This window comes from Kribbella endophytica (assembly GCF_054781295.1).
This window is the reverse complement of the sequence record NZ_BAAGUR010000004.1, coordinates 354,739-376,830: the sequence shown is the minus strand read 5'-3', so window position 1 is coordinate 376,830 and position 22,092 is coordinate 354,739. Positions and strand designations below refer to the sequence as shown.

Sequence of the window (22,092 nt, the reverse complement as noted above, 5' to 3'; positions counted from 1 at the left end):
GGGCGGACCGCTTAGGCTGTGCGGCATGGCTGTTCGGGTGGTGCTGGTCGACGACGATCCGTTGGTGCGTGCCGGGCTGAAGAGCATGCTCGGTGGTGCGGCGGAGCTGGAGATCATCGGCGACGCGGCCGACGGGCGGGCGGCGATCGCCACGGTCGGTGAGCTGCGGCCGGACGTCGTACTGATGGACATCACGATGCCGGTGATGGACGGCCTGACCGCGACCGAGGCCGTACGGCGGTTGCCGGACGCGCCGGAGGTGGTGATCCTGACGACGTTCGGCTCCGAGAAGCACCTCCTGCAGGCGCTGCGGGCCGGCGCGGCCGGGTTCCTGCTGAAGGACTCGGCGCCGCGCGAGATCGTCGACGCGGTCGTCCGCGTCGCCGAGGGTGAGCCGATCCTGTCCGGTGGCGTCACCCGGCACCTGATGGACTACGTCGCCGGTGACGACGGCGGCCCCCGCCGCGACCAGGCCGTCGCGGCGCTGGCCAAACTCACCGACCGCGAGCGCGACGTCGCCGCAGCAGTTGCCGAAGGCAAGAGCAACGCGGAGATCGCGACCGCCCTCGACCTCGGCGTCGCCACGGTGAAGACCCACCTCACCCGCATCCTCACCAAGCTCGACCTCAACAACCGGGTCCAGATAGCCCTCCTGGCCCACGACGCCGATCTCGCCTAGCTGGCGTAGGTGAGCGCCTGCCGCGCAGTGGGCTACTTGAGCAGCACGTAGTAGCGGTGGACCTGGTGAAGTTCTTTGTAGCCGAGGGAATCGTTGGTGCGGCGCATGGCTTCGTTGGTGGCGGCGGTGTCGGTGAGGAGGCCTGCGAGCTTGGGGTGGCGTGCGGTGGTTTGGCGGATCTGCTCGGCTTTGAGCCAGCGGGAGAGGCCGTGGCCTCGGTGGGTGGGGACGACGACTGTGCCGTAATGCTGGGCGTCGCCCTGGCCGTCGCCTGGTACGACGAGCTCGGTGTACGCGACGACCTCGCCGGACTCGTCCAGGGCTGCGACCGTCTCCAGGAAGTCGCCCCGCTGGGCCACGACCTCAGCGACCTGCCGGCTGCGTTCGACGTCCCACACCTCCTCGCCGTACGAGATGTCGCCGACGGGGGCGTCGCTCATCGCAGCCCTCGCCAGTGTGAAGGATTCGATCAGCCCGTCCGGCGGTACGCCGGCCCAGGAGGTCAGGCGGTAGCCGGCGACCGGTGCGGCGGACGGCCTGGCGTCTGCCAGCTCCAGACGGGTGTAGACGAGCCGCAGGCCGACCGTGAAGCCCCGCGCGGCGAGGAACGCATCACTGGCGGATCCGACGGTCGCATCGGCCAGCACAGTGGTCGCGTCGTTCTCGAAGGCGCCCTGCAGCGCTGCCTCGAGAAGCCGCGACCCGACACCCTGGCGGCGGTCCGCCGGGTGCACAGTGAGCTCCAGCTCGGCCAGGTGTTCCTGGGTGGGCTTGCTGTTCAGCCGCAGGTACGCCGAACCGACAGGGTGGTCGCCGGACGCCAGCCAGACCAGCCGGCGGCTGAACGGCCGGTAGTCGGGGTCGGTCAAGGACGTGATCGTGATGGACAAGCCGTCAACGTATCCAGCCGCACCGCCAGGCGGCAAACGGGTTCTGCGCCCCGCGGTCCGGTACGGTGCTGGCGGATCGTGCCGCGTATCGGTACGGCCGGCTGAGAGGGGAGTCCGGGGTGGACCAGCAGTACGGGGGCGAGCAGGTACGCACGATCGGTGCGGACCACATCGCGCTCAGGGAACAGGTCCTGAGCGAGCTGCGACGCCGGATCGTCGACGGCGACTACGCCCAGGGCGAGCGACTGACCGAGAACCGCCTGGCCGACGACTTCGGGGTCTCGCGCAACCCGGTCCGCGAGGCGCTGCGCGTCGTGGAGAGCGAGGGGTTCGTCGAGATCCTCCCGCGCCGCGGCGCGGTGGTGGCGACGCTGGACGACACGGCGATCCGCGATCTGTTCGCCGTACGGAAGCAGCTGGAGACGTTGGCCGCCGGGCTCGCTGCCGAGCGGGCCACCGAGGACGACGTCATCAGGCTGCGCGCACTGCTGGCGGAGGCCAACGCCGCGACCGACGCGGAGGACTTCGCCCGGGTCGCCGAGCTCAACAGTGAGCTGCACGTCGCGGTGATCGACATCAGCGGCAACCGCTGGCTGGCCTCGCTGTCGTCGGCCATGTATCACCACGTGCACTGGGTGTTCCGGGTCGGCGCAGCACAGCGCGCGCCGCACTCGTGGGAGGAGCACATCCGCCTGGTCGACGCCATCGCGGCAGGCGACGCCGAAGCCGCAGTGGCCGCTGCCAGCGCTCACATCGACGCAGCAGCCACCGCAGCCCTCAGCTAACGCCCGACTGCGTACCCCTGCATCCCGCGGGGGTTCGCACCTGCCGACAGGACGCCACCAGGCTCGCGCCCGACCGCACACAGCCGGCCAAGGCTCCACGCGTCCGACTCGGTGACGACGTGCCCCCGGCGTACCAGCTCGTCGCGGACTGCCGTGCCCAAGCGGGTCTCGATCGCCAGCCCACCGGGCTCGGTCGCGCGCGGGTAGAACGAGGACGGGAAGCCGGTGGTGTGCCAGGCCGGTGCGTCGATGGCCTCCTGCAGGTCCTGGCCACCAGCCAGGGTCCGCAGCAGGAACAGCAGCTGCCACTGGTCCTGCTGGTCTCCACCAGGCGACCCACAAGCCAGCACCGGTACGCCGTCCCGCAGCACGAGCGTCGGCGTCAGCGTGGTCCGCGGCCGCTTGCCCGGCGCCAGCGACGACGCCAGGCCTTCCTCCAGCCAGAACATCTGCGCCCGGCTCCCCAGCGGGAACCCGAGCGACGGGATGACCGGCGACGACTGCAGCCAACCACCACTGGGCGTGGCGGAGATGACGTTGCCCCACTTGTCGGCCACGTCGACGTGACAGGTGTCGCCGCGCGTCCCGCCGTCGGGCGCCACCGTCGGCTCACCGACTGTCGCGTCGACAGCCGCACCGCTCGTCGTCACCGAAGGCAGTCGCGGCTTCCGTCCGTCGGGCTGACCGGGGCGCAGCTCCAGCGACGCCTCCGGACCGACCAGCGCCGCCCGTGCGGCGGCGTACGCGGGGGAGAGCAGCGTCTTCAGCGGTACGTCGGCACCGTCGCCGTACCAGGCCTCGCGGTCGGCGTACGACAGCTTCATCACCTCGACCGTCGTGTGCACGGCGTCCGCACTGGTCAGGTCGAGGTCACTGGGATCACCAAGCTCAGCCAGTACGGCGAGCGACTGCAGCAGCGCAGGGCCCTGGCCCCACGGGCCGGTCTTGGCCACGGTGTGCCCGTGCCAATCCAGCGTCGCCGCGTCCTCCCAGGTAGCGGTGAAGGCAGCCATGTCGGCACCGGTGATCAGCCCGGCGTGGTCCTCGCCGCTGGAGTCGCGGTGCGGCAGCTTGGAGAAGGCGTCGACGGCCTCAGCGACGAAGCCTTCACGCCAGGCCAGCCGAGCGCCCTCGATCTGCGCGACCAGGTCGGACCCGGCCTGCTCACCTGCGACGACCAGCCGCTCGAGCGTGTCGGCGTACACCGGGTTCTTGATCAACTCGTTCGGCGCCGGCGGACGGCCGTTCTGCAGCCAAACCGCGGCCGAGGTCGGCCAGTGCTCGGTGAACAGCTCCCGCACGGTCTCGACGGTGGCACCGACCCGTGCGACGACCGGGTGTCCGTTGCGGGCGTACTCGATCGCCGGCTCGAGCACAGTGCGCAGCGGTAGTGTGCCGTGGTCCCGGAGCAGCAGCAGCCAGGCGTCGACGGCACCGGGGACTGTCGCCGCCAGCGGGCCCGAGCCGGGCACCAGGTTGAGTCCCAGCGAGCGGTAGTGCTCGATGGTCGCTCCGGCCGGTGCCACGCCCTGGCCAGCGAGCACCCTTGGCGTGGGGTCGCTAGCGGTCGCGACGATCGCCGGGACCTCGCCACCCGGGCCGTTGAGGTGCGGCTCGACCACGTGCAGCACGAACCCGGCGCAGGCGGCCGCGTCGAACGCGTTGCCGCCGAGCTCCAGGATCCGCATCGCCGACTGCGACGCCAGCCAGTGCGTGGACGAGACCATCCCGAACGTGCCGCGCAGCGTGGGCCGGGTGGTGAAGGTCATCGGGCAGCTCCTGTGTCGGTTGTGTCCTGTGTACGCCGTACGTCGGGTCCGGTGCCGTCGTCGTTGACCAGGTGGCACGCGACCCGGTGTCCACCTTCGCCGATCACCCGGGACTCCGGGACGACTGTCCGGCATCTGTCCACCGCCACCGGGCAGCGGGTGTGGAACCGGCAGCCGTCCGGCGGGTCGATCGGTGAGGGCAGGTCGTCGCCGAGCAGCACGGGCACTCGGGCCCGCTGGGTCGTCGGGTCGGGCACCGGAGCGGCCGACAGCAGCGCCTGCGTGTACGGATGAGCCGGTACGCCGAAGATGCGCTCCCGCGGGCCCTGCTCGACCAGCTGACCCAGGTACATCACCGCGACCTCGTCAGCCAGGTACTCGACGGCAGACAGGTCGTGGGTGATGAACAGGCAGGCGAACCCGAGGTCCCGCTGCAGGTCCGCCAGCAGGTTGAGCACCGACGCCTGGACAGAAACGTCCAGCGCGCTGGTGGGCTCGTCGGCGACCAGCAGGCTCGGCTTGGAGATCAGGGCGCGAGCGATGCTGACCCGCTGGCGCTGACCGCCGGACAGCTCGTGCGGTGAGCGGTGCGCGACCTCCGGACGGAGTCCGACCCGGCGGAGCGAGTCAGCGACCTGTCCAGCGGTGTCGCGCTGCCGCATGAGCCGGAGTGGTTCGCTGACGATGTCGCCGACCGACAGCCGCGGGTCCAGCGAGCCGGCCGGGTCCTGGAACACGATGGACACGTCCCGGCGGTGCTTGCGCAGCTGGCGGCGGTTGAGGTGAGTGATGTCGGCGTCGGCGAGGCGGACTGTCCCGCCGGTCGGTTCGAGCAGCCGGACGATGCAGCGGCCGACGGTGGACTTGCCGGAGCCGCTCTCGCCGACCAGGGCGACCACCGTGCCCTTGCGGATCTGCAGTGAGACCCCGTCGACGGCTCTGACCGGGCCGAAGTGCATGACCAGGTCTTCGATCTCGAGTGCGTGCTGTGGTGCGTTCATCGGGCCTCCACCGGCTCACGGACCGGGTTCCAGCACGCCACCTGGTGAGCACCCGCGGTCAGGAGCGGCTGCTCCGTCGTACAGGTGTCCAGTGCTCGGGGGCAGCGGTCGGCGAACGTGCAGGCGTCGGGCTGCTCGGCGAGGACCGGCACCAGGCCGGGGATCTCGTTGAGGCGGTCACTGCCCGCGTGACGTCCGGCCGACGGCGATGCTCCGAGCAGCCCGGCGGTGTAGGGGTGAGTGGGGTGGGCGAACAGATCGTGGACCTCGGCGGTCTCGACCACGCGGCCGGCGTACATGACGGCAACCCGGTCGGCGAGGTCCGCGACGACGCCGAGGTCGTGCGTGATCAGCACGATGCTCGTACCGAGCCGCTCGCGCAGACCACGCAGTACGTCGAGGATGCCGGCCTGGATCGTGACGTCGAGCGCGGTGGTCGGCTCGTCGGCGATCAGCACCTTCGGGTCGCACGCGACGGCCATCGCGATCATCACGCGCTGCCGCATCCCTCCGGACAGTTGGTGCGGGTAGTCGTCAACGCGTCGGTCGGCCGACGGGATGCCGACCAGCTTGAGCAGCTCGATGGCTCGCTTGCGCGCGGCCGATCGGGACAGTCCGTTGTGGACGCCGAGCACCTCGCCGATCTGGCGGCCGACGGTGAAGACCGGGTTCAGCGACGTCATCGGCTCCTGGAAGATGTACGCGATCTCGCGGCCGCGGATCGACCGCAGCGTGCGCTTGTCGGCGCCGATCAGTTCGAGGCCGTCGAGCTGGACCGAGCCGTCGACGGTCGCCGAGCGGGGGAGCAGACCCGCCAGGCTCATCGCGGTCACGCTCTTGCCGCAGCCGGACTCGCCGACGACCGCCAGCACCTCGCCGTCGGCGACCTCGAAGTCGACCTTGTCGACCGCCGAGATCCGGCCGTCCTCGGTCCGGAAGCTGACCGACAGCTCGCGCACCCTGAGCACCGGCGAGGACGCGGCGGGCCCGCCCGCCGGGACAGCCGGGGCCGCGGCGGTCCGTCCGCCCGCCCGCCCGGCGGCTCGTGCGTCCGCCGGGCCGGGTTTGCTTGCCTCAGGCATCGACGCGTTCATCGGCGGCTCGCTTTCGGGTCGAGGGCGTCGCGCAGGCTGTCGCCGACGATGTTGAACGCGAGCACCAGCAGCATGATCGCCAGCCCCGGCATCACCGCGGCCCACGGCGCCCGGGTCGCGAACTGCTGCGCGTCGGACAGCATCGTGCCGAGGCTCGGCGCGGGCGGCTGGATACCGAGCCCGAGGAACGACAGCACCGCCTCGCCGAGGATCGCGGCCGGGATCGCGACGGTGGCCTGCACGATCACCACCGACGCGGCGTTCGGCAGGATGTGGCGGCCGAGCACCCACAGATCGCCCGCGCCCTCGACGATCGCGGCCGCGACGAAGTCGAGCGACTTCAGCCGCAGCGTCTCCGACCGGACGATCCGGATCACGCCGGGGATCTGCGCGATCCCGATCGCGATCGCGGCGTTGCCGAGGCTCGCACCGCGGATCGCGGCCAGGCCGACCGCGAGGATCAGGAACGGGAACGCCAGCACCAGATCGGTGAACCGCGAGATCAGCGCGTCGACAGCCCGGAAGTACCCGGCCATCAACCCGAGCGGTACGCCGATCACCAACGAAGTGGCGACCGCGAGCAGCCCGACGTGCAGCGACGCCCGCAGCCCGAACATGATCCGGGCCAGCACGTCACGGCCCAGGTCGTCGGTGCCGAGCAGGTACCCCGGCGTACCGGGTGGGCCGAAGGCCTCGCTCAGGTGCGTGTCGGTCGGCTCGTGCGGCGCGAGCCACGGCGCGAACACCGCGACGACGACCGCGATCAGCAGGACGACCAGCCCGGCAATCGCGAGCGGGTTGCGCAGCATCCGCTTGACCACCTTGCGGCGGCGCGACGCCAACGGCGGACCAGCCGTGACGGTGACATCAGCGACGGCCATCACGCTTCACCCCTCACACGGATCCGCGGATCGATCACCGAGTAGAGCAGGTCGACCAGCAGGTTGATCACGATGTACGCCGTGGCGGTGACCAGCACGACGGCCTGGATCACCGGGTAGTCGCGCTGGAAGACCGAGTCGACGGTCAGCTTGCCGAACCCGGGCAGCGCGAAGATCCGCTCGGTGACGACCGCGCCGGAGATCAGCGCGCCGAGCTGCAGCCCGACGATCGTGATGACCACGATCAGGCTGTTGCGCAGCGCGTGCCGGCCGATCACCGCGCTGGGCCGCAGGCCCTTGGCCTCCGCGGTCCGGATGTAGTCGGCCGACAACGCGTCCAGCATCGACGACCGGGTCTGGCGCATGATGACCGCCGCCAGCCCGGTGCCGAGGATGAAGGCCGGCAGTACCAGGTGGTGCAGGTTGGCGACGGGGTTGCTGAAGAAGGGCACGAAGCCCGACGCCGGGAACAAGCCCATCGCCACCGACAGGTAGAGGATCGCCATCAGGCCCAGCCAGAAGTTCGGCACCGACAGACCGAGCAGGGCGAGCGCGTTCGCCGCCCACTCGGCCGGCCGCCCGCGCTGCACGGCCGCGACGACTCCGGCGCCGATGCCGATCACGCCGGCGATCACGATCGCCAGGAACGACAGCTCGAGAGTGACCGGGAGAGCGCTCTTGAGCATCCCGGTCACGCTCTCCCCGGTCCTGATCGAGGTCCCGAGATCACCCCGTACGGCGTGGCTGACGAACTGCCAGAACTGCACCAGCAGCGAGTCGTCCAGGCCGTACTGCTCGCGGATCGCCCGCAGGGACTCCGGATCGCGGTCCTCCCCGGCCAGCGCGAGCGCCGGGTCGCCGGGCAGCGCCCGGACCCCGAGGAACACCACGATCGTTGCCAGCAGCAACGTCACGGCCGACTGCCAGAGCCGGCCGAGCAGGTAGCGACGCATCGCTCCCGCCTACTTCGCGAAGCCGGCGAAGGCGGTCCGGATCACCCCGTCCGGGTAGGTCTGGACGCCGAGCACCTTCTTGCTGACACCGGTCAGGTTGCGCTGGCGGTACATGTAGATCAGCGGGTCGTCCTGCTGCAGCTTGGCCACCACGTCGCCGTACAGCTTGATCCGCTCGGCCTGGTCCTTGGCCTGCCGGGCGTCGGTGAGCAGCTTGTCGACGTCGGGGCTGTTGTACCCGGCAACGTTCTGGCTGCCGCCGGTGCCGACGAAGTTGAAGATGTTCGCGTCCGGGTCGACCCGGCCCGACCAACCGAGCTGCAGCAGCTCGAAGTCACCACGGTCCTGCTGGTCCAGCAACGACGCGTACTCGACCGGCTTGATCACCAGCTCGAACCCCCCCTCCTTGACCATCGCCTGCAGCGCCTGGGCCAGCCGCAGGGAGTCCGGGTTGTTCGACGTGATCATCTCGACCTTGTACGGCGTGGTGACGCCGGCCTGGCTGAGCAGCTCCTTCGCCTTGTTCGGGTCGTGCGCCGGGCAGACCTGCGCCGCCTCGCTGGTGAACTCGCTCTTCGGCGAGATCGGCGAGCAGGCCACGGTGTTCAGCCCGTTGAAGATCGTCTTCACGAGCGCCTCGCGGTCGATCGACGCCTCCAGCGCCTGCCGCACCCGCGGATCCTTGGCGATCGGCGTGTCCAGCTGCTTGACCGGCTTGCCGATGCCCTCGGCGTTGCCGATGTTGATGGTCAGGCCCTGGTAACCCAGCGACTGCGACTGCAGGACCGACATCGTGTCGTCCTTCTGCAGCTCGGGCGCGTCCTGCGTCGACAGCGAGTCGGCGATCTGCGCGTCACCCGAGCGCAGGTTGGCCGAGCGGATGCTGGAGTCGGTGATGATCCGGTACTCGATCGCGTCCAGGTGCACCTTGGCCGCGTCGTAGTACAGCGGGTCCTTGACGACCTTGATCGAGTTCTGCGCGACCCGGCTGGCGAACTTGAACGGGCCGACGCAGGCCGGCGCGGTGGAGAAGTTCGCACCCAGCTTGGACACCGCGGCCGGGCTCAGCACCATCCCGGCGCGGTCGGCCAGCGCGGCGGTGAGCGGCGCGAAAGGCTTCGACAGCTTGATCACGACGGTCTTCGGGTCCGGCGTCTCGATGCCGCTGATCGGGCCGAGCTCACTCTTGCGGCCGGAACCGGCCAGCGTCAGGCCGCGCTCGATCGTGCCCTTCACGGCCGCCGAGTCCATCGTGCCGCCGTCGGCGAACTTCACGCCCTCGCGCAACGGGATCGTCAGGCTCAGCCCGTCGGCAGCGACGGTCGGCAACGCGGTGGCCAGCTGCGGCACGATCTTGGCGTCCGGGCCGAGGTCGTACAGCTTCTCGCACATGGTGTGGAAGACGTAACGCGAGTACAGGCTGCGCGACAGGGTCGGGTCGAGCTTGTCGGGATCGGCGGAGAGCGCGACCGTGAGCGTTCCACCGGCCTTGACCTGGGCGGCGTCCGCGGCGTCACCGAAGACGTCCTGGCTCGCGCTGGTCTGGTCGCCGCCGGCCGGTTCGTCGCTGGACTGGACCGGTGAGCAGGCGGTGGCCGCGAGGACGAGGGCGAGCAGGGCGGCCGGGGGAGCGGTCTGCCGCCAAGTGGAACGATTCAGCGGCGACGGAGTTCGACGGAACATTTCGTCCTCCAGGGGATGAGCGGTTCCGTCGACTGTTTCATGTATACAAGGCAGGCGCGCAAGGGGTTCGGCGAGTTTGCTGCAACCTTTTACCGTTTCGGTGCCGCTACTGGGTGAAGGATTTCCTGCGTCGTCGCGCCTGTTCCCGGAGGGGAACAGGCGCGACCACGGATCAGGCGTCCCAGGCCGCCGGGAAGTGGATCGTCCCGCGGGGGAGCGGCCGGTTCGGATCGAGTCCGAGGGCCATTTGGGCCGGGCCGTCGTGCTCGCCGTGGATGCCGAACTCGGTCGCCTGCCGGAAACCGAAGCGCGGGTAGTACTCGGGATGACCCAGGAGGACGACCGCGTACTCGCCGGCGTCCCGGGCCGCTTCGAGGGCGGCGCGGATCGTCGCGCTACCCGCGCCGGTGCGCTGGTACACCGGGAGCACGGCGACCGGTCCGAGCACGAGCGCCGGGGTTTCGTCGATGTGGCAACGACTCAGCAGAGCGTGGGCAACGACCTCGTCGTCGCGGGTTGCGACGTACGAGAGCGCGGGGATCCACGCGCTCTCGTCGGCCCGCAGGCGGATGACGATGTCGGGCTCGTAGCGACGGCCGAACGCGTGGAAGTTGACGGCGTCGATCGCCGCGGTGTCAGCGCCGGTTTCGGCGCGGGTGGTCCAGGTGATGAGCAACGGAAAAGCCTTTCGACCAGAAGGAGTTGGGCAGGGACCAGCTCGGCGCGGTCATCACCATCAACTCCTCTCTCCCTGGTCGTGGCTCGTCACGTTACTGCGGGTGCGCCCCTTCCGTCGTCTGATTTACCGCGAACGCCGCTGCCGGATCCCGGTCCGCCGGCCCGGCCGGCTGCCAGTCGTCGCCGACCAGCTTGTACGGATGCCAGCGCCCGACCCGGTCGAGCCGCAGCTGCACGGTTTGGGCGCTGAGCCAGTTGCCCGAGATCTCCAGGTCGACTGGCTCGTCGGCTGCTGCCTGCAACTCGGTCCGCGCCCGTACGAGCTCGCCGCTCTCGGGCGACCAGGTGTCGGTGAGCACGTCGAGGCCGGGCGCACCGCCGTACTCCCAAGCCTGTACGCCGACCGCGAGCCGCTCGGTGTCCTCCAGGCGTTCGCGTAGTTCCGGGTACTCGGCTACCAGGCGGACCGAGTCCTGCCACTCGTCCAGCACCCAGGGCTCGGAAGCTCCAGCCAGCAAGGCATTCAGGAGTCCGCGGGCGCGCCTCGACGCGTCCAGGACCAGCAAAGGCAGCAGCACGGAATCCAAAGGAGTTGTGCCGGTGATCGGCAGGTCCTCGATCGACACCTTGGCCGGCAGGTCCGGGGTGGGCGGCAATGGGCCTATCTCGACACCGAAAACCGTAGCTGCGTTCACACCGGGCTCTTCGGCCACTACTTGCTGGGTCGGGGTGGCGCCGGACTGGGCCGGGGTGGCGCCTGTGGTTGCTCGGCGTTGGAGCTCGTCGAGCAGGTCTTCGCGTGAGCGCCCGCGGAGGAGCAGCAGGACGAACGGGTCGTCGTCCAGCAGCCAGGCCATCTGGTACGACAACCCGGCGGCGTGCTGGCAGGGCAGCTCCCAGGCGTCGCACGTGCACGACGGGTCGAGGTCCCCGATGCCCGGGAGCAGTTGTACGCCGGCGTCCTCGGCTGCGCTCACGAGATCGTGCGGCATGTCACCGTCGAGCAGCGCCGCGATGTGACCGGCCCGCGAGCCCACCTCGTCGAGGAACCGGTTCCAGTCGTCGTCGGACAACTGCTCGACCGTCACCGCCGACTCGTACCGATCCTCCGGCGCCTCGACGATCGCCGCGATCCGGCCGGGGCTGACGGAGATCGTGCCCACCTGCCCCGAGTTCGCGAACCGGCGGCCCTTCTTCAACTGGCCGTTGTCGAGCGACGTGTCCTCCATCGCCTGCACCCACGCCCGCGCCCACCACGACCGCCCGCGCGTACTCCGCCCCCGCTGAGCCGGAAACGGCGCAAACCCCTTCGCCGCACTCATCGCACCCCACCCCGCACTCGCTCGACGGTCGCCGGCAGCAACTGCGCTCCAGCCTCGGCCGTGCTCACCAGGCCGACCAGCAGTTCGGCGCTCATCGTGCACCACCTCGCAGCTCCACCAGGTCGGCGAGCTCGGCATCGGACAGCTCGGTCAACGCCGCCTCGCCTGCGGTCAGTACGGCGTCCGCCAGCGCTCGCTTGCTCGTCAGCATGGCCGCGATCCGGTCCTCGATGGTGCCCTCGGCAATCAATCGGTGGACCTGCACCGGCCTCGTCTGGCCGATCCGGTACGCCCGGTCGGTCGCCTGGTCCTCGACCGCCGGATTCCACCACCGGTCGAAGTGCACGACATGATCCGCCCGCGTCAGGTTCAGCCCGGTCCCGGCGGCCTTCAGTGACAGCAGGAACACCGGCACCTCACCGGCCTGGAAGCGCTCGACCATCTCCTCCCGCTTCCGCACCGGCGTCCCGCCGTGCAGCAACTGGGTCCCGACGCCGCGGTCCGCGAGGTGCTGCTCCAGCAGGCGCGCCATCGCGACGTACTGCGTGAAGATCAGTACGGCGCCGTCCTCGGCCAGGATCGTGCTGAGCAGTTCGTCCAGCAGCTCGAGCTTGCCCGAGCGCCCGGCGAGCTTCGCGCCAGTGGGTTCCTTCAAGTACTGGACCGGGTGGTTGCAGATCTGCTTCAGCCCGGTCAGCAGCTTCACGATCAGCCCGCGCCGCGCCATCGCGCTGCTCGACCGGACCTCGTCCATCAGCTCGCGAACAGTTGCCTCGTACAACACCGCCTGCTCGCGAGTGAGCGACACGGTCTGGTCGGTCTCGGTCTTCGGCGGCAGCTCGGGCGCGATGCCCGGGTCGGACTTCTTCCGCCGCAGCAGGAACGGCCGGACGAGCGTCGCCAGGCGGTCGGCGATCTCCTGGTCCTTGTCCGCCTCGATCGGCGTCGCCCAGCGGCTGCGGAACGTCGCGAGCCGACCGAGCAGCCCGGGCGTCGTCCAGTCGAGGATCGCCCAGAGTTCGGACAGGTTGTTCTCGACCGGCGTACCGGTGAGCGCGACGCGTGCCATCGCGGGGACCGTGCGCAGCGCCTTCGCCGTACCGGACGACGGATTCTTCACGTGCTGCGCTTCGTCGGCGACGAGCAGTCCCCAGCGATGCCCGCCGAGCTTCTTCGCGTCCCGGCGCAAGGTCCCGTACGTCGTCAGCACGAATCCGGTGTCGGCCTCGTCGAGCGACCGGCTCGTCCCGTGGAAGCGGCGGACCGGCGTACCGGGAGCGAACTTGTTGACCTCGCGCTCCCAGTTCCCGAGCAGGGACGCCGGGCAGACGACGAGCGTCGGGCCGGCGGTGGCCTCGGACTCCTGGCGGTGCAGGTGCAGCGAGATGAGCGTGATCGTCTTGCCCAGACCCATGTCGTCGGCGAGGCAACCGCCGAGGCCGAGCGACGTCATCCGGGCCAGCCATTGCAGGCCGCGCAGTTGGTAGTCGCGCAGGGTCGCCTGAAGGGCGGCGGGGGCTTCGTGCGGATCGTCGGAGCGGTCGGGATCGGCGATCCGGGCGCGCAGGTCGTCGAGCCACTTCGTCGGCGTGACCGCGACGTGCTTGCCGTCGATCTCGGCGGTGCCGGTGAGCGCGGCGCTGAGCGCATCGATCGGCGTGACCGGCTTGAGGATCCGCTCGCGCGCCTTGCGGGCGACTTCTGGGTCGACCAGCATCCACTGGTCGCGCAACCGGACCACCGGCCGGGTCGCCTCGGCGAGTCGGTCCATCTCCTCGGTGCTGAGCGGGTCGTTGCCGAGAGCAACCTGCCAGCTGAAGTCGAGGGTGCTGTCGCCGCCGAAGAAGCTGGGCAGGTCCGACGGGGGAGTGTCGGGGGTGGTCGTGATCGCGGCGCGGGCCATGAGCGCGCGGCCGAGGCTGCGCGGCCAGTGCAGGTCGATCCCGGCCGCGGCGAGTCGCTGGGCGCCGGTCGCGAGGAGACCGGCGATCTCCTCGTCGGTCAGCTCCATCTGATCCGGTACGGCGGCGTCGAGCAGTTGCTGCAGGGGATTCCAGACGCGGGCAGCGCGGCGGATCGCAAGCGTCGCGTCGATCCTGGCGCGTGGGCCGAAGCCTGGTACGTCGCCCGCCCACACCTCGGCTGCGTCGCGGACGAGCGTCGGATCCTGCAGGCTGTGCAGCTGCACATTGGCGCGGAACCCGAGTTCGTCGCCCTCGATCAGGTCGATCCGCAACGAGATCCGTACGCCTGTGTCGAGTCCGGCGGACACCTCGTCCGCCCACGACCGCAACCGCTCGGCCCGCTGAGGTGCCTTCGCGGTGAACAGATCTGTCCCATGAGCCTTCGCCGCCGCAGCCGACCGAGGCATCCCGTCGGCCACCGCATCCAGAAAGGCTCGAACAAGATCCTCAGCCACCGGCAAGCGCAAGTCGCCGCTCAGCCCGCCCGCCTCGGCGCCGGTGTGCGGGGGGAGCGGGACGGACCTGGCTTCCGGCGGCATCGCCTCGGCGAGCTGCAGGACGCGCTCCACGTCGGGCTGGTCGTACGGGCCGACCCGCCAGGCGTCGTGGCCGGCGGGGGAGACCCCAGGAAGCAACCGTCCGCGGGCAACCAGCTGGAGCGCGACCAACGAGACCGCACCCCAGAAGCCGACCGACGCATGGGCATCGGGACTCTTGCGGGCTCTTCCCAACAGGGCAACGGCCTCGCCGACCGGTAGCTCCATCGCGCGAACTACTTGTGGTTGTAGACGTACGGAAGCTGCAGTTGATGATTGCTGCTCACCGTTGATCGGTGCGACCACCTGGAGGTCGACGTGCTCGCCGATGCCGAGGGGCAACGGCTCCGCGTCTGGGGACCAGAAGGCAACAGTCCCCAGACGTGGTGGATCGGCCGGCCGGAACACCGCCACCAGACGAGCAATCTCAGCCGAAACGCCAACCGCTACTACCAACCCCGTACCTTCCTCGAGCTACATCCCGGCCGAACCCCAGCTGCCCTACGACGCGCCGACCACCACCACCTCGTCCTCGGCCGGCGGCTGGTCGAACTGGGTCCGGTACAGCTCCTCGTAACGACCACCGAGCGCCAGGAGTTCCGTGTGGGTCCCGCGCTCGACCACGACCCCGGCTTCGATCACCAGAATCAGGTCGGCCGCCCGGATCGTCGACAGCCGGTGCGCGATCACCACCGCGGTCCGCCCGGCCAGTGCTTCGGCCAGCGCCGCCTGGACAGCAGCCTCGGACGTCGAGTCCAGCGCGGCGGTCGCCTCGTCGAGGATGACCACTCGCGGCTGCGCGAGCAGCAACCGGGCGATCGTCAGCCGCTGCCGCTCACCACCCGACAGCCGGTATCCGCGCTCGCCGACCACGGTGTCCAGCTGGTCCGGCATCGAGTGGATCAGGTCCTTGAGCCGCGCCCGCGTCAACGCGTCCCACAGATCCTCTTCGGACGCCTCGGGCCGCGCGAGCAGCAGGTTCTCCCGGATCGAGTCGTGGAACAGGTGCCCGTCCTGGGTCACCATCCCGAGCGTGTCCCGCAACGACTGCGCCGTCACGTCCCGTACGTCGGTGCCTGCCAGCCGAACCGCGCCGGAGTCCACGTCGTACAGCCGCGGAATCAGTTGCGCGATCGTCGACTTGCCGGCTCCCGACGTACCGACCAGGGCGACCATCTGCCCCGGCTCGGCGCGGAAGGTGATCCCGTGCAGCACCTCTTCGCCGCCGCGGGTGTCGAGCTTGGCGACCTCTTCGAGCGAGGCCAGCGACACCTTGTCGGCCGACGGGTAGGCGAACCGTACGTCGTCGAACTCGACCGCGACCGGCCCCTCCGGCACGAGCCCGGCGTCGGGCTTGTCCTGGATCAGCGGCTTCAGGTCGAGCACCTCGAAGACCCGCTCGAAGCTGACGAGCGCGGTCATCACCTCGAGCCGCGCACTCGCGAGCGCGGTGAGCGGCGCGTACAGCCGGGTCAGCAGCAGCGCCATCGCCACCACCGTTCCCGCGTCGAGCTGGTCGCGCAGCGCGTAGAACCCGCCGAGCCCGTAGACGACGGCCAGCGCGAGCGCCGAGACCAGCGTCAGCGCGGTCACGAAGACCCACTGCACCATCGCGGTCCGGACGCCGATGTCGCGCACCCGGCTCGCACGGTCGGCGAACTCCTTCGACTCCCGCACCGGCCGGCCGAACAGCTTCACCAAGGTCGCGCCCGGCGCCGAGAACCGCTCGGTCATCTGGGTGCTCATGGTCGCGTTGTAGTTGGCCGCTTCCCGCTCGAGCGACGCCAGCTTGGTGCCCATCCGCCGGGCCGGGATCACGAAGACCGGCAGCAGGATGAGCGCGAGCACGGTGATCTGCCACGACCGGCTGAGCATCACCACGAGGGTGAGGACGAGCATCACCAGGTTGCTGACGACGCCGGACAGGGTGTCGCTGAAGGCGCGCTGGGCGCCGATCACGTCGTTGTTCAGCCGGGAGACCAGCGCGCCGGTGCGTGTCCGGGTGAAGAACGCGATCGGCATCTTCTGGATGTGGTCGAAGACCGCGGTCCGCAGGTCGAGGATCAGGCCCTCCCCGATCCGCGCCGACAGCCAGCGCGTGAACAGGCTGATGCCCGCCTCGGCGACCGCGATCACCGCGATCAGCCCGGCCAGCCACACCACCGTGCTGACCGCCTTGCCGTCGACGATCGCCTCGACGACCTCACCGGCCAGGACCGGGGTCGCGACGGCCAGGACGGCGGCCACCGTGCTGAACACGAGGAACGCGATCAGCAGCCGGCGGTGTGGACGCGCGAAGGCGAGGATCCGCTTCAGCGTCGCCTTGGAGAAGGGACGTTTCTCTTCTTGCGCGTTCATCGCGTGGTACAGCGAGTTCCACGCGGTCATTTCCATGCTCACGGCGATACTCCGGAGTCGCTCGGTCGGCCAGGGTGTGCCGATGGTCTCGCGGACCACCGACACTTTCCGACGACGCTAGAACCTCGACCTAACTAGAGGTCAAGACGCCGTCTTACTGGGTACGCTGTACGGGGTAGTCGTGGAGTGTAGCCAGTCGGAGAGAATCACGCACATGAATTCCGAGTACAGCGGTGCCGGCGATCCCGCGAAGAGCCTGGAGCTGCTCTGGGGACTGCAGTCCAAGCCGACCCGCGGGCCGAAACCCGCGCTCACCGTCGACCAGGTCTGCGCGGCCGCCGTACGGATCGCGGACGCGGAAGGCCTGACCGCGCTGTCGATGCGCCGGGTCGCCGACGAGCTCGGCGTCGGCGCGATGACGCTGTACCGGTACGTGCCGGGCAAGGCCGAACTGCTCGACGTGATGCTGGACAGCGCGTACGGCGAGTTCCCGCGCCGCCCGGTCGACGGCGACTGGCGGGCCAAGCTGCAGGAGGTCGCGCTGGAGAACCGCGAGCTGTACCTGCGGCACTCGTGGCTCCTGTACGTCGCGAGCAGCCGGCCGCCTCTGGGCCCGGGCCTGATGGCGAAGTACGAGTACGAGCTGGAAGCGGTCGAGGGGATCGGGCTGACCGACGTCGAGATGGACGCCGCGATCGCGCTGGTGAACGGGTACGTGCACGGCGCCGTACGAAGTGCTGTCGACGCCAAGCAGGTGATCCAGTCGTCTGGTATCACCGACAAGGACTGGTGGCTGGCGCACGAGCCGTTGCTCGAGAAGATCGGCGACGCGCAGAAGTTCCCGCTCGCCAGCCGCGTCGGCACGGCGGTCGGGCAGGAGTTCGACGCCGCCTACGACTCCGACTACTTGTTCACTTTCGGACTGAACAGGGTGCTGGACGGCATCGCCGCTCTGCTGAGGGATAAACAGTTGTGAGTGAGTACTCACTCAGTTAGTCTCGGCCGGGTGAGTCCACGAGCGACCCCGATGCCGCCCGACGAGCGCCGTGCCGCGATCGTCGCCGCTGTGCTGCCCCTGCTGGAGGAGTACGGCACCGATGTCAGCACCCGGCAGATCGCCGAGGCGGCCGGTGTCGCCGAAGGCACGATCTTTCGCGCCTTCGGCAGCAAGGACGCGCTGATCGACGCCGCGATCGGCTCGGCCTTCGAGTCCGGGCCGCTGATCGAGGCGCTCGCGCAGATCGACACGTCACTGCCGCTGCGGGAGCGGCTGATCGCCTCCGTCGAGGTGAGCCAGTCCCGGCTGCGCAGTGTCTTCCGGCTGCTGCTGACGATGCGGATGCACCGGCCGCCGGACTGGAAGAGCGATCCTGACGAAGAGTTGCGTCGCAAGGCCGAGGCGGAGCGGGCCAGTGCCGTGTTCGTCGACCTGATCCGGCCCGACGCCGAAGCGCTGCGGTTCTCGCCCGAGGACGTCGCGCACCGGATCCGGATGATCACCTTCTCCGCGACCCACCCAATGATTTCGGACGGTCGGCCGATGACCGCCGAGGAGATCGTCGACTTCGCGCTCGACGGTGTCCGCCTTCACCACCTTGGGGATCTCTGATGCTACTTCGCCTGTTGCGCACGCACCTGCGTCCGTACGTCGGCAACCTGTCCCTGGTGGTCGTCCTGCAGTTCATCGGGACGATCGCCTCCCTCTACCTGCCCAGCCTGAACGCCGACATCATCGACAACGGCGTGGCCACCGGAGACACCGGCTACATCGTCCGCACCGGTGGCTGGATGCTCGGGGTCAGCCTGGTGCAGATCGTCTGCACGATCTTCGCCGTGTACTTCGGTGCCAAGACCGCGGCGCTGTTCGGCCGCGACGTCCGGGCCGCCGTGTTCCACCAGGTCGGCAGCTTCTCCGCGCGCGAGGTGAACCAGTTCGGTGCGCCGACGCTGATCTCGCGCAGCACCAACGACGTCACCCAGGTCCAGATGCTCGTGGTCATGTCGACCACGATGCTGGTGGCCGCGCCGATCACCATGGTCGGTGGAATCGTTGCCGCGGTCCGCGAGGACGTCGGGCTGTCCTGGCTGGTCGCTGTCGCCGTACCGCTGCTGGCCGCCTCGATCGGCCTGATCGCCAGCCGGATGGTGCCTCAGTTCCGCAAGATGCAGGTGAACATCGACGGCGTGAACCGGGTCCTGCGCGAGCAGATCACCGGCATCCGCGTGGTCCGCGCCTTCGTCCGCGAGCCGCACGAGACCGAGCGGTTCGGCGAGGCCAACGCCAACGTGACCGACACCGCGATCCGCGCGGGCCGGTTGATGGCCCTGGTCTTCCCGGTCGTGATGCTGATCCTGAACGCGTCCAGCGTGGCCGTGCTCTGGTTCGGCGCGTCCCGGGTGGAGAGCGGCGCGATGCAGGTCGGTCAGCTGACCGCCTTCATCAGCTACCTGATCCAGATCCTGTTCTCGGTGATGATGGCGACCTTCGTGATGATCATGGTGCCGCGGGCCTCGGTCTGCGCCGACCGGATCACCGAGGTGCTGAACACCGAGTCCTCGGTCCGGCCGCCGGTCACTCCGATCGGCGCGTTCACCGGCCAGGGCGAACTGGTTTTCGAGAACGCCGGCTTCCAGTACCCAGGTGCGGCTGAGCCGGTTCTGCAGGATCTGAGCTTCTCGGCAGCGCCTGGGCAGACGACGGCGATCATCGGCAGTACGGGCGCGGGCAAGACGACGCTGCTGTCGCTGGTGCCGCGCCTGTTCGACGCGACGACCGGCCGCGTGCTGGTCGACGGCGTCGACGTACGGGAGATCGAGCCCGAGCAGCTCTGGAGGCGGATTGGCCTCGTCCCGCAGCGGCCGTACCTGTTCTCCGGAACGGTCGCGAGCAACCTGCGGTACGGCAACCCGGAAGCGACCGACGAGGAGCTCTGGCACGCGCTGGAGATTGCCCAGGGCAAGGACTTCGTCGAGGCGATGCCGGAGCGGCTGAACGCGCCGATCGCGCAGGGCGGCACCAACGTCTCGGGTGGCCAGCGACAACGACTGGCAATCGCGCGGGCGCTGGTTCGCCAGCCCGAGATCTACCTGTTCGACGACTCGTTCTCGGCGCTCGACCTGGCCACCGACGCGCGGCTGCGCGCGGCGCTGGCACCGGTCACCGCCGACGCCTGCGTGGTGATCGTCGCCCAGCGGGTGTCCACGATCATCGACGCCGACCAGATCATCGTGCTCGAGGACGGAGCGGTGGTGGGCCGAGGTACTCACGACGAGTTGCTCGATAGCTGTCCGACGTACGTCGAGATCGTCGAGTCCCAGCGCGCGGCGGAGGAGGCAGCATGAGCGACACGACAACCGCGGCCGCCGACGAGCCCACCGAGGGTGGCGCCGTGACGGTGAAGGCGACCGAGCGACCGACGACCGGCCGCGGGTTCGGGCCTCCGGGAGGCATCCCGGGGGACAAGTCGATGAACTTCGGTCCGTCGGCCAAGCGCCTGCTGCGCAGGCTGCGGCCGCACCGGATGCAGGTGGGCGGCGTGATCCTGCTGGCGATCGCCAGTGTCGGGCTGTCCGTGCTCGGGCCGAAGCTGCTCGGGCGGGCGACCGACATCATCTTCGCCGGCGCGATCGGCAAACCGCTGCCGAAGGACCTGAGCAAGGAGCAGGTGATCGAGGGCCTGCGGGCCCAGGGCAACAACCGCGTCGCCGACCTGCTCGGCGGGATCGATCTGGTCCCGGGCGTCGGCATCGATTTCGATGCCCTGCGCAACGTCCTGCTCCTGGTGCTCGGCCTGTACGTCGGGGCGTTCTTCCTGTCCTGGATGCAGGGCTACATCCTGAACGGCGTGGTCCAGCGGACCGTCTTCGAACTGCGGTCCGAGCTCGAGGACAAGCTCAACCGGCTGCCGCTCAGCTACTTCGACGGCGCGCCGCGCGGTGAGCTGCTCAGCCGGGTCACCAACGACATCGACAACGTGTCGACCAGCCTGCAGCAGACCCTGAGCCAGCTGCTCACGTCGCTGCTGACCGTGATCGGCGTGATCACGCTGATGTTCGTGGTCTCGCCGCTGCTGGCGCTGATCGCGCTGGTGACGATCCCGATCTCGATGATCCTGACCGCGCTGATCGCGAAGCGCTCGCAGGCCCGGTTCGTCGCCCAGTGGCGGCACACCGGTGCGCTGAACGCGCAGATCGAGGAAGCCTTCACCGGCCACGAGCTGGTCAAGGTGTTCGGCCGGCAGAAGGAGATCGAGGCGAGCTTCGCGACCAAGAACGAGGAGCTGTACCAGGCCTCGTTCGGGGCGCAGTTCATCTCCGGGCTGATCATGCCGTCGATGATGTTCATCGGGAACGTGAACTACGTGGTGATCGCCGTGATCGGTGGCCTGCGGGTGGCCTCGGGCACGATGTCGCTGGGCGACGTACAGGCGTTCATCCAGTACTCGCGGCAGTTCACCCAGCCGCTCACGCAGGTCGCCTCGATGGCGAACCTGCTGCAGTCCGGGGTCGCCTCGGCCGAGCGGGTCTTCGAGGTGCTCGACGCCGAGGAGCAGGTGCCGGAGGACGAGACGCCGGAGAAGGTCACCGAGGCGCACGGACGGGTCGAGTTCGAGCACGTGTCGTTCTCGTACAAGCCCGACGAGCCGCTGATCAGCGACCTGTCGCTGGTCGCCGAACCGGGCATGACGGTCGCGATCGTCGGCCCGACCGGGGCCGGCAAGACCACGCTGGTCAACCTGGTGATGCGGTTCTACGAGCTGAACGGCGGCCGGATCACGCTCGACGGTGTCGACATCACCGACCTGACCCGGCACGACCTGCGGTCCCGGATCGGGATGGTGCTGCAGGACACCTGGCTGTTCGGCGGGACGATCCGCGACAACATCCTTTACGGCAACCTGAACGCCACCGAGGAGGACATGCTGGCCGCGGCCAAGGCGACGTACGTCGACCGCTTCGTCCACAGCCTCCCCGACGGCTACGACACGGTGATCGACGAGGAAGGCAGCAACGTCAGCGCCGGTGAGAAGCAGCTGCTCACCATCGCGCGCGCGTTCCTGGCCGACCCGCAGCTGCTGATCCTCGACGAGGCCACCAGCTCGGTCGACACCCGGACCGAGGTCCTGGTCCAGCGCGCGATGGCAGCCCTGCGGTCCGATCGCACCAGCTTCGTGATCGCCCACCGCCTGTCCACCATCCGCGACGCCAACCTCATCCTGGTGATGGAGAACGGGTCCATCGTCGAGCAGGGCACCCACACGGAGCTCCTGGCCGTCGACGGCGCCTACGCCCGCCTCTACAACGCCCAGTTCACCGCGGCCGTGGTCGACCACGACGGCGAACAACCGGCTCCCACGCCGGTCCCGCCGGTCCCGACCACAGCCCAACTCCTGGCCGACGACGAGGACGAGTCAGCCCTCACGCCGTAGCCCTCACCGCAGGCGCCGCCCGCCCAGGGCGGCGCCTGCGGGTTTCCTGTGGATAACTTCCGACGCGTTG

General features: G+C 69.6%; 17 protein-coding genes. 6 read left to right on the top strand and 11 right to left on the bottom strand.

Going from position 1 to position 22,092, the window contains the following annotated elements; translation table 11 throughout:
• Nucleotides 1–25 precede the first annotated feature (25 nt).
• The gene (locus tag ACYVIO_RS33605; RefSeq protein WP_460654972.1) at nucleotides 26–679 is read left to right on the top strand and encodes a response regulator; all 654 of its coding nucleotides are present in this window, start codon (nucleotides 26–28) and stop codon (nucleotides 677–679) included.
• Nucleotides 680–711: 32 nt separating this feature from the next.
• On the opposite strand, the gene ACYVIO_RS33600 is transcribed toward ACYVIO_RS33605, so the two are convergent.
• On the bottom strand, nucleotides 712–1,569 hold the full coding sequence (locus ACYVIO_RS33600) for a GNAT family N-acetyltransferase (protein WP_460654971.1): 858 nt from the start codon (nucleotides 1,567–1,569) through the stop codon (nucleotides 712–714).
• Nucleotides 1,570–1,688: 119 nt separating this feature from the next.
• Between ACYVIO_RS33600 and ACYVIO_RS33595 the strand changes: the two genes are divergently transcribed.
• Nucleotides 1,689–2,354, top strand: a complete 666-nt coding sequence (locus tag ACYVIO_RS33595) for a GntR family transcriptional regulator (protein ID WP_460654970.1) — start codon at nucleotides 1,689–1,691, stop codon at nucleotides 2,352–2,354.
• Here ACYVIO_RS33595 and ACYVIO_RS33590 read toward each other — a convergent pair.
• The 10 genes from ACYVIO_RS33590 to ACYVIO_RS33545 form a co-directional block, all read right to left on the bottom strand.
• A complete protein-coding gene (locus ACYVIO_RS33590; protein ID WP_460654969.1) occupies nucleotides 2,351–4,123 on the bottom strand; it encodes a gamma-glutamyltransferase family protein in 1,773 nt (590 codons plus the stop codon). The two genes, ACYVIO_RS33595 and ACYVIO_RS33590, sit on opposite strands and share 4 nt — an antisense overlap.
• The gene (locus tag ACYVIO_RS33585) at nucleotides 4,120–5,124 is read right to left on the bottom strand and encodes an ABC transporter ATP-binding protein (protein ID WP_460654968.1); all 1,005 of its coding nucleotides are present in this window, start codon (nucleotides 5,122–5,124) and stop codon (nucleotides 4,120–4,122) included. Before ACYVIO_RS33585 ends, ACYVIO_RS33590 begins: the two co-directional genes overlap by 4 nt.
• Nucleotides 5,121–6,206 (bottom strand): ABC transporter ATP-binding protein, encoded by a 1,086-nt coding sequence (locus ACYVIO_RS33580; protein WP_460654967.1) that lies wholly within the window; start codon nucleotides 6,204–6,206, stop codon nucleotides 5,121–5,123. The genes ACYVIO_RS33585 and ACYVIO_RS33580 overlap by 4 nt, the downstream gene beginning before the upstream one ends.
• An 8-nt stretch (nucleotides 6,207–6,214) precedes the next feature.
• Nucleotides 6,215–7,099, bottom strand: a complete 885-nt coding sequence (locus tag ACYVIO_RS33575) for an ABC transporter permease (protein WP_460654966.1) — start codon at nucleotides 7,097–7,099, stop codon at nucleotides 6,215–6,217.
• Nucleotides 7,099–8,052, bottom strand: coding sequence for an ABC transporter permease (locus ACYVIO_RS33570; protein ID WP_460654965.1), 954 nt, complete (start codon nucleotides 8,050–8,052; stop codon nucleotides 7,099–7,101). Before ACYVIO_RS33570 ends, ACYVIO_RS33575 begins: the two co-directional genes overlap by 1 nt.
• A gap of 9 nt (nucleotides 8,053–8,061) precedes the next feature.
• The gene (locus tag ACYVIO_RS33565; protein WP_460654964.1) at nucleotides 8,062–9,735 is read right to left on the bottom strand and encodes an ABC transporter substrate-binding protein; all 1,674 of its coding nucleotides are present in this window, start codon (nucleotides 9,733–9,735) and stop codon (nucleotides 8,062–8,064) included.
• Nucleotides 9,736–9,907: 172 nt separating this feature from the next.
• Nucleotides 9,908–10,411 (bottom strand): GNAT family N-acetyltransferase, encoded by a 504-nt coding sequence (locus tag ACYVIO_RS33560; RefSeq protein WP_460654963.1) that lies wholly within the window; start codon nucleotides 10,409–10,411, stop codon nucleotides 9,908–9,910.
• A gap of 94 nt (nucleotides 10,412–10,505) precedes the next feature.
• Nucleotides 10,506–11,735: an SWIM zinc finger family protein gene (locus tag ACYVIO_RS33555; protein WP_460654962.1), complete on the bottom strand. Its 1,230-nt coding sequence runs from the start codon at nucleotides 11,733–11,735 to the stop codon at nucleotides 10,506–10,508.
• A 91-nt stretch (nucleotides 11,736–11,826) separates the two neighbouring features.
• Nucleotides 11,827–14,463, bottom strand: coding sequence for a DEAD/DEAH box helicase (locus tag ACYVIO_RS33550; protein WP_460654961.1), 2,637 nt, complete (start codon nucleotides 14,461–14,463; stop codon nucleotides 11,827–11,829).
• Nucleotides 14,464–14,736: 273 nt separating this feature from the next.
• Nucleotides 14,737–16,623 (bottom strand): ABC transporter ATP-binding protein, encoded by a 1,887-nt coding sequence (locus ACYVIO_RS33545; RefSeq protein ID WP_460655467.1) that lies wholly within the window; start codon nucleotides 16,621–16,623, stop codon nucleotides 14,737–14,739.
• A gap of 184 nt (nucleotides 16,624–16,807) precedes the next feature.
• Here ACYVIO_RS33545 and ACYVIO_RS33540 point away from each other — a divergent pair, with 184 nt between their 5' ends.
• From ACYVIO_RS33540 to ACYVIO_RS33525, 4 genes are read left to right on the top strand one after another with little or no spacing between them, the layout of a single operon-like run.
• A complete protein-coding gene (locus ACYVIO_RS33540) occupies nucleotides 16,808–17,569 on the top strand; it encodes a TetR/AcrR family transcriptional regulator (protein WP_460654960.1) in 762 nt (253 codons plus the stop codon).
• Between the two features lie 30 nt (nucleotides 17,570–17,599).
• Nucleotides 17,600–18,202: a TetR/AcrR family transcriptional regulator gene (locus tag ACYVIO_RS33535; protein ID WP_460654959.1), complete on the top strand. Its 603-nt coding sequence runs from the start codon at nucleotides 17,600–17,602 to the stop codon at nucleotides 18,200–18,202.
• Entirely contained in the window at nucleotides 18,202–19,935 is a 1,734-nt protein-coding gene (locus ACYVIO_RS33530; RefSeq protein ID WP_460654958.1) for an ABC transporter ATP-binding protein, read from the top strand. Before ACYVIO_RS33535 ends, ACYVIO_RS33530 begins: the two co-directional genes overlap by 1 nt.
• Complete coding sequence (locus ACYVIO_RS33525; protein ID WP_460654957.1) at nucleotides 19,932–22,022, top strand: ABC transporter ATP-binding protein; 2,091 nt, start codon at nucleotides 19,932–19,934, stop codon at nucleotides 22,020–22,022. The genes ACYVIO_RS33530 and ACYVIO_RS33525 overlap by 4 nt, the downstream gene beginning before the upstream one ends.
• Nucleotides 22,023–22,092 lie beyond the last annotated feature (70 nt).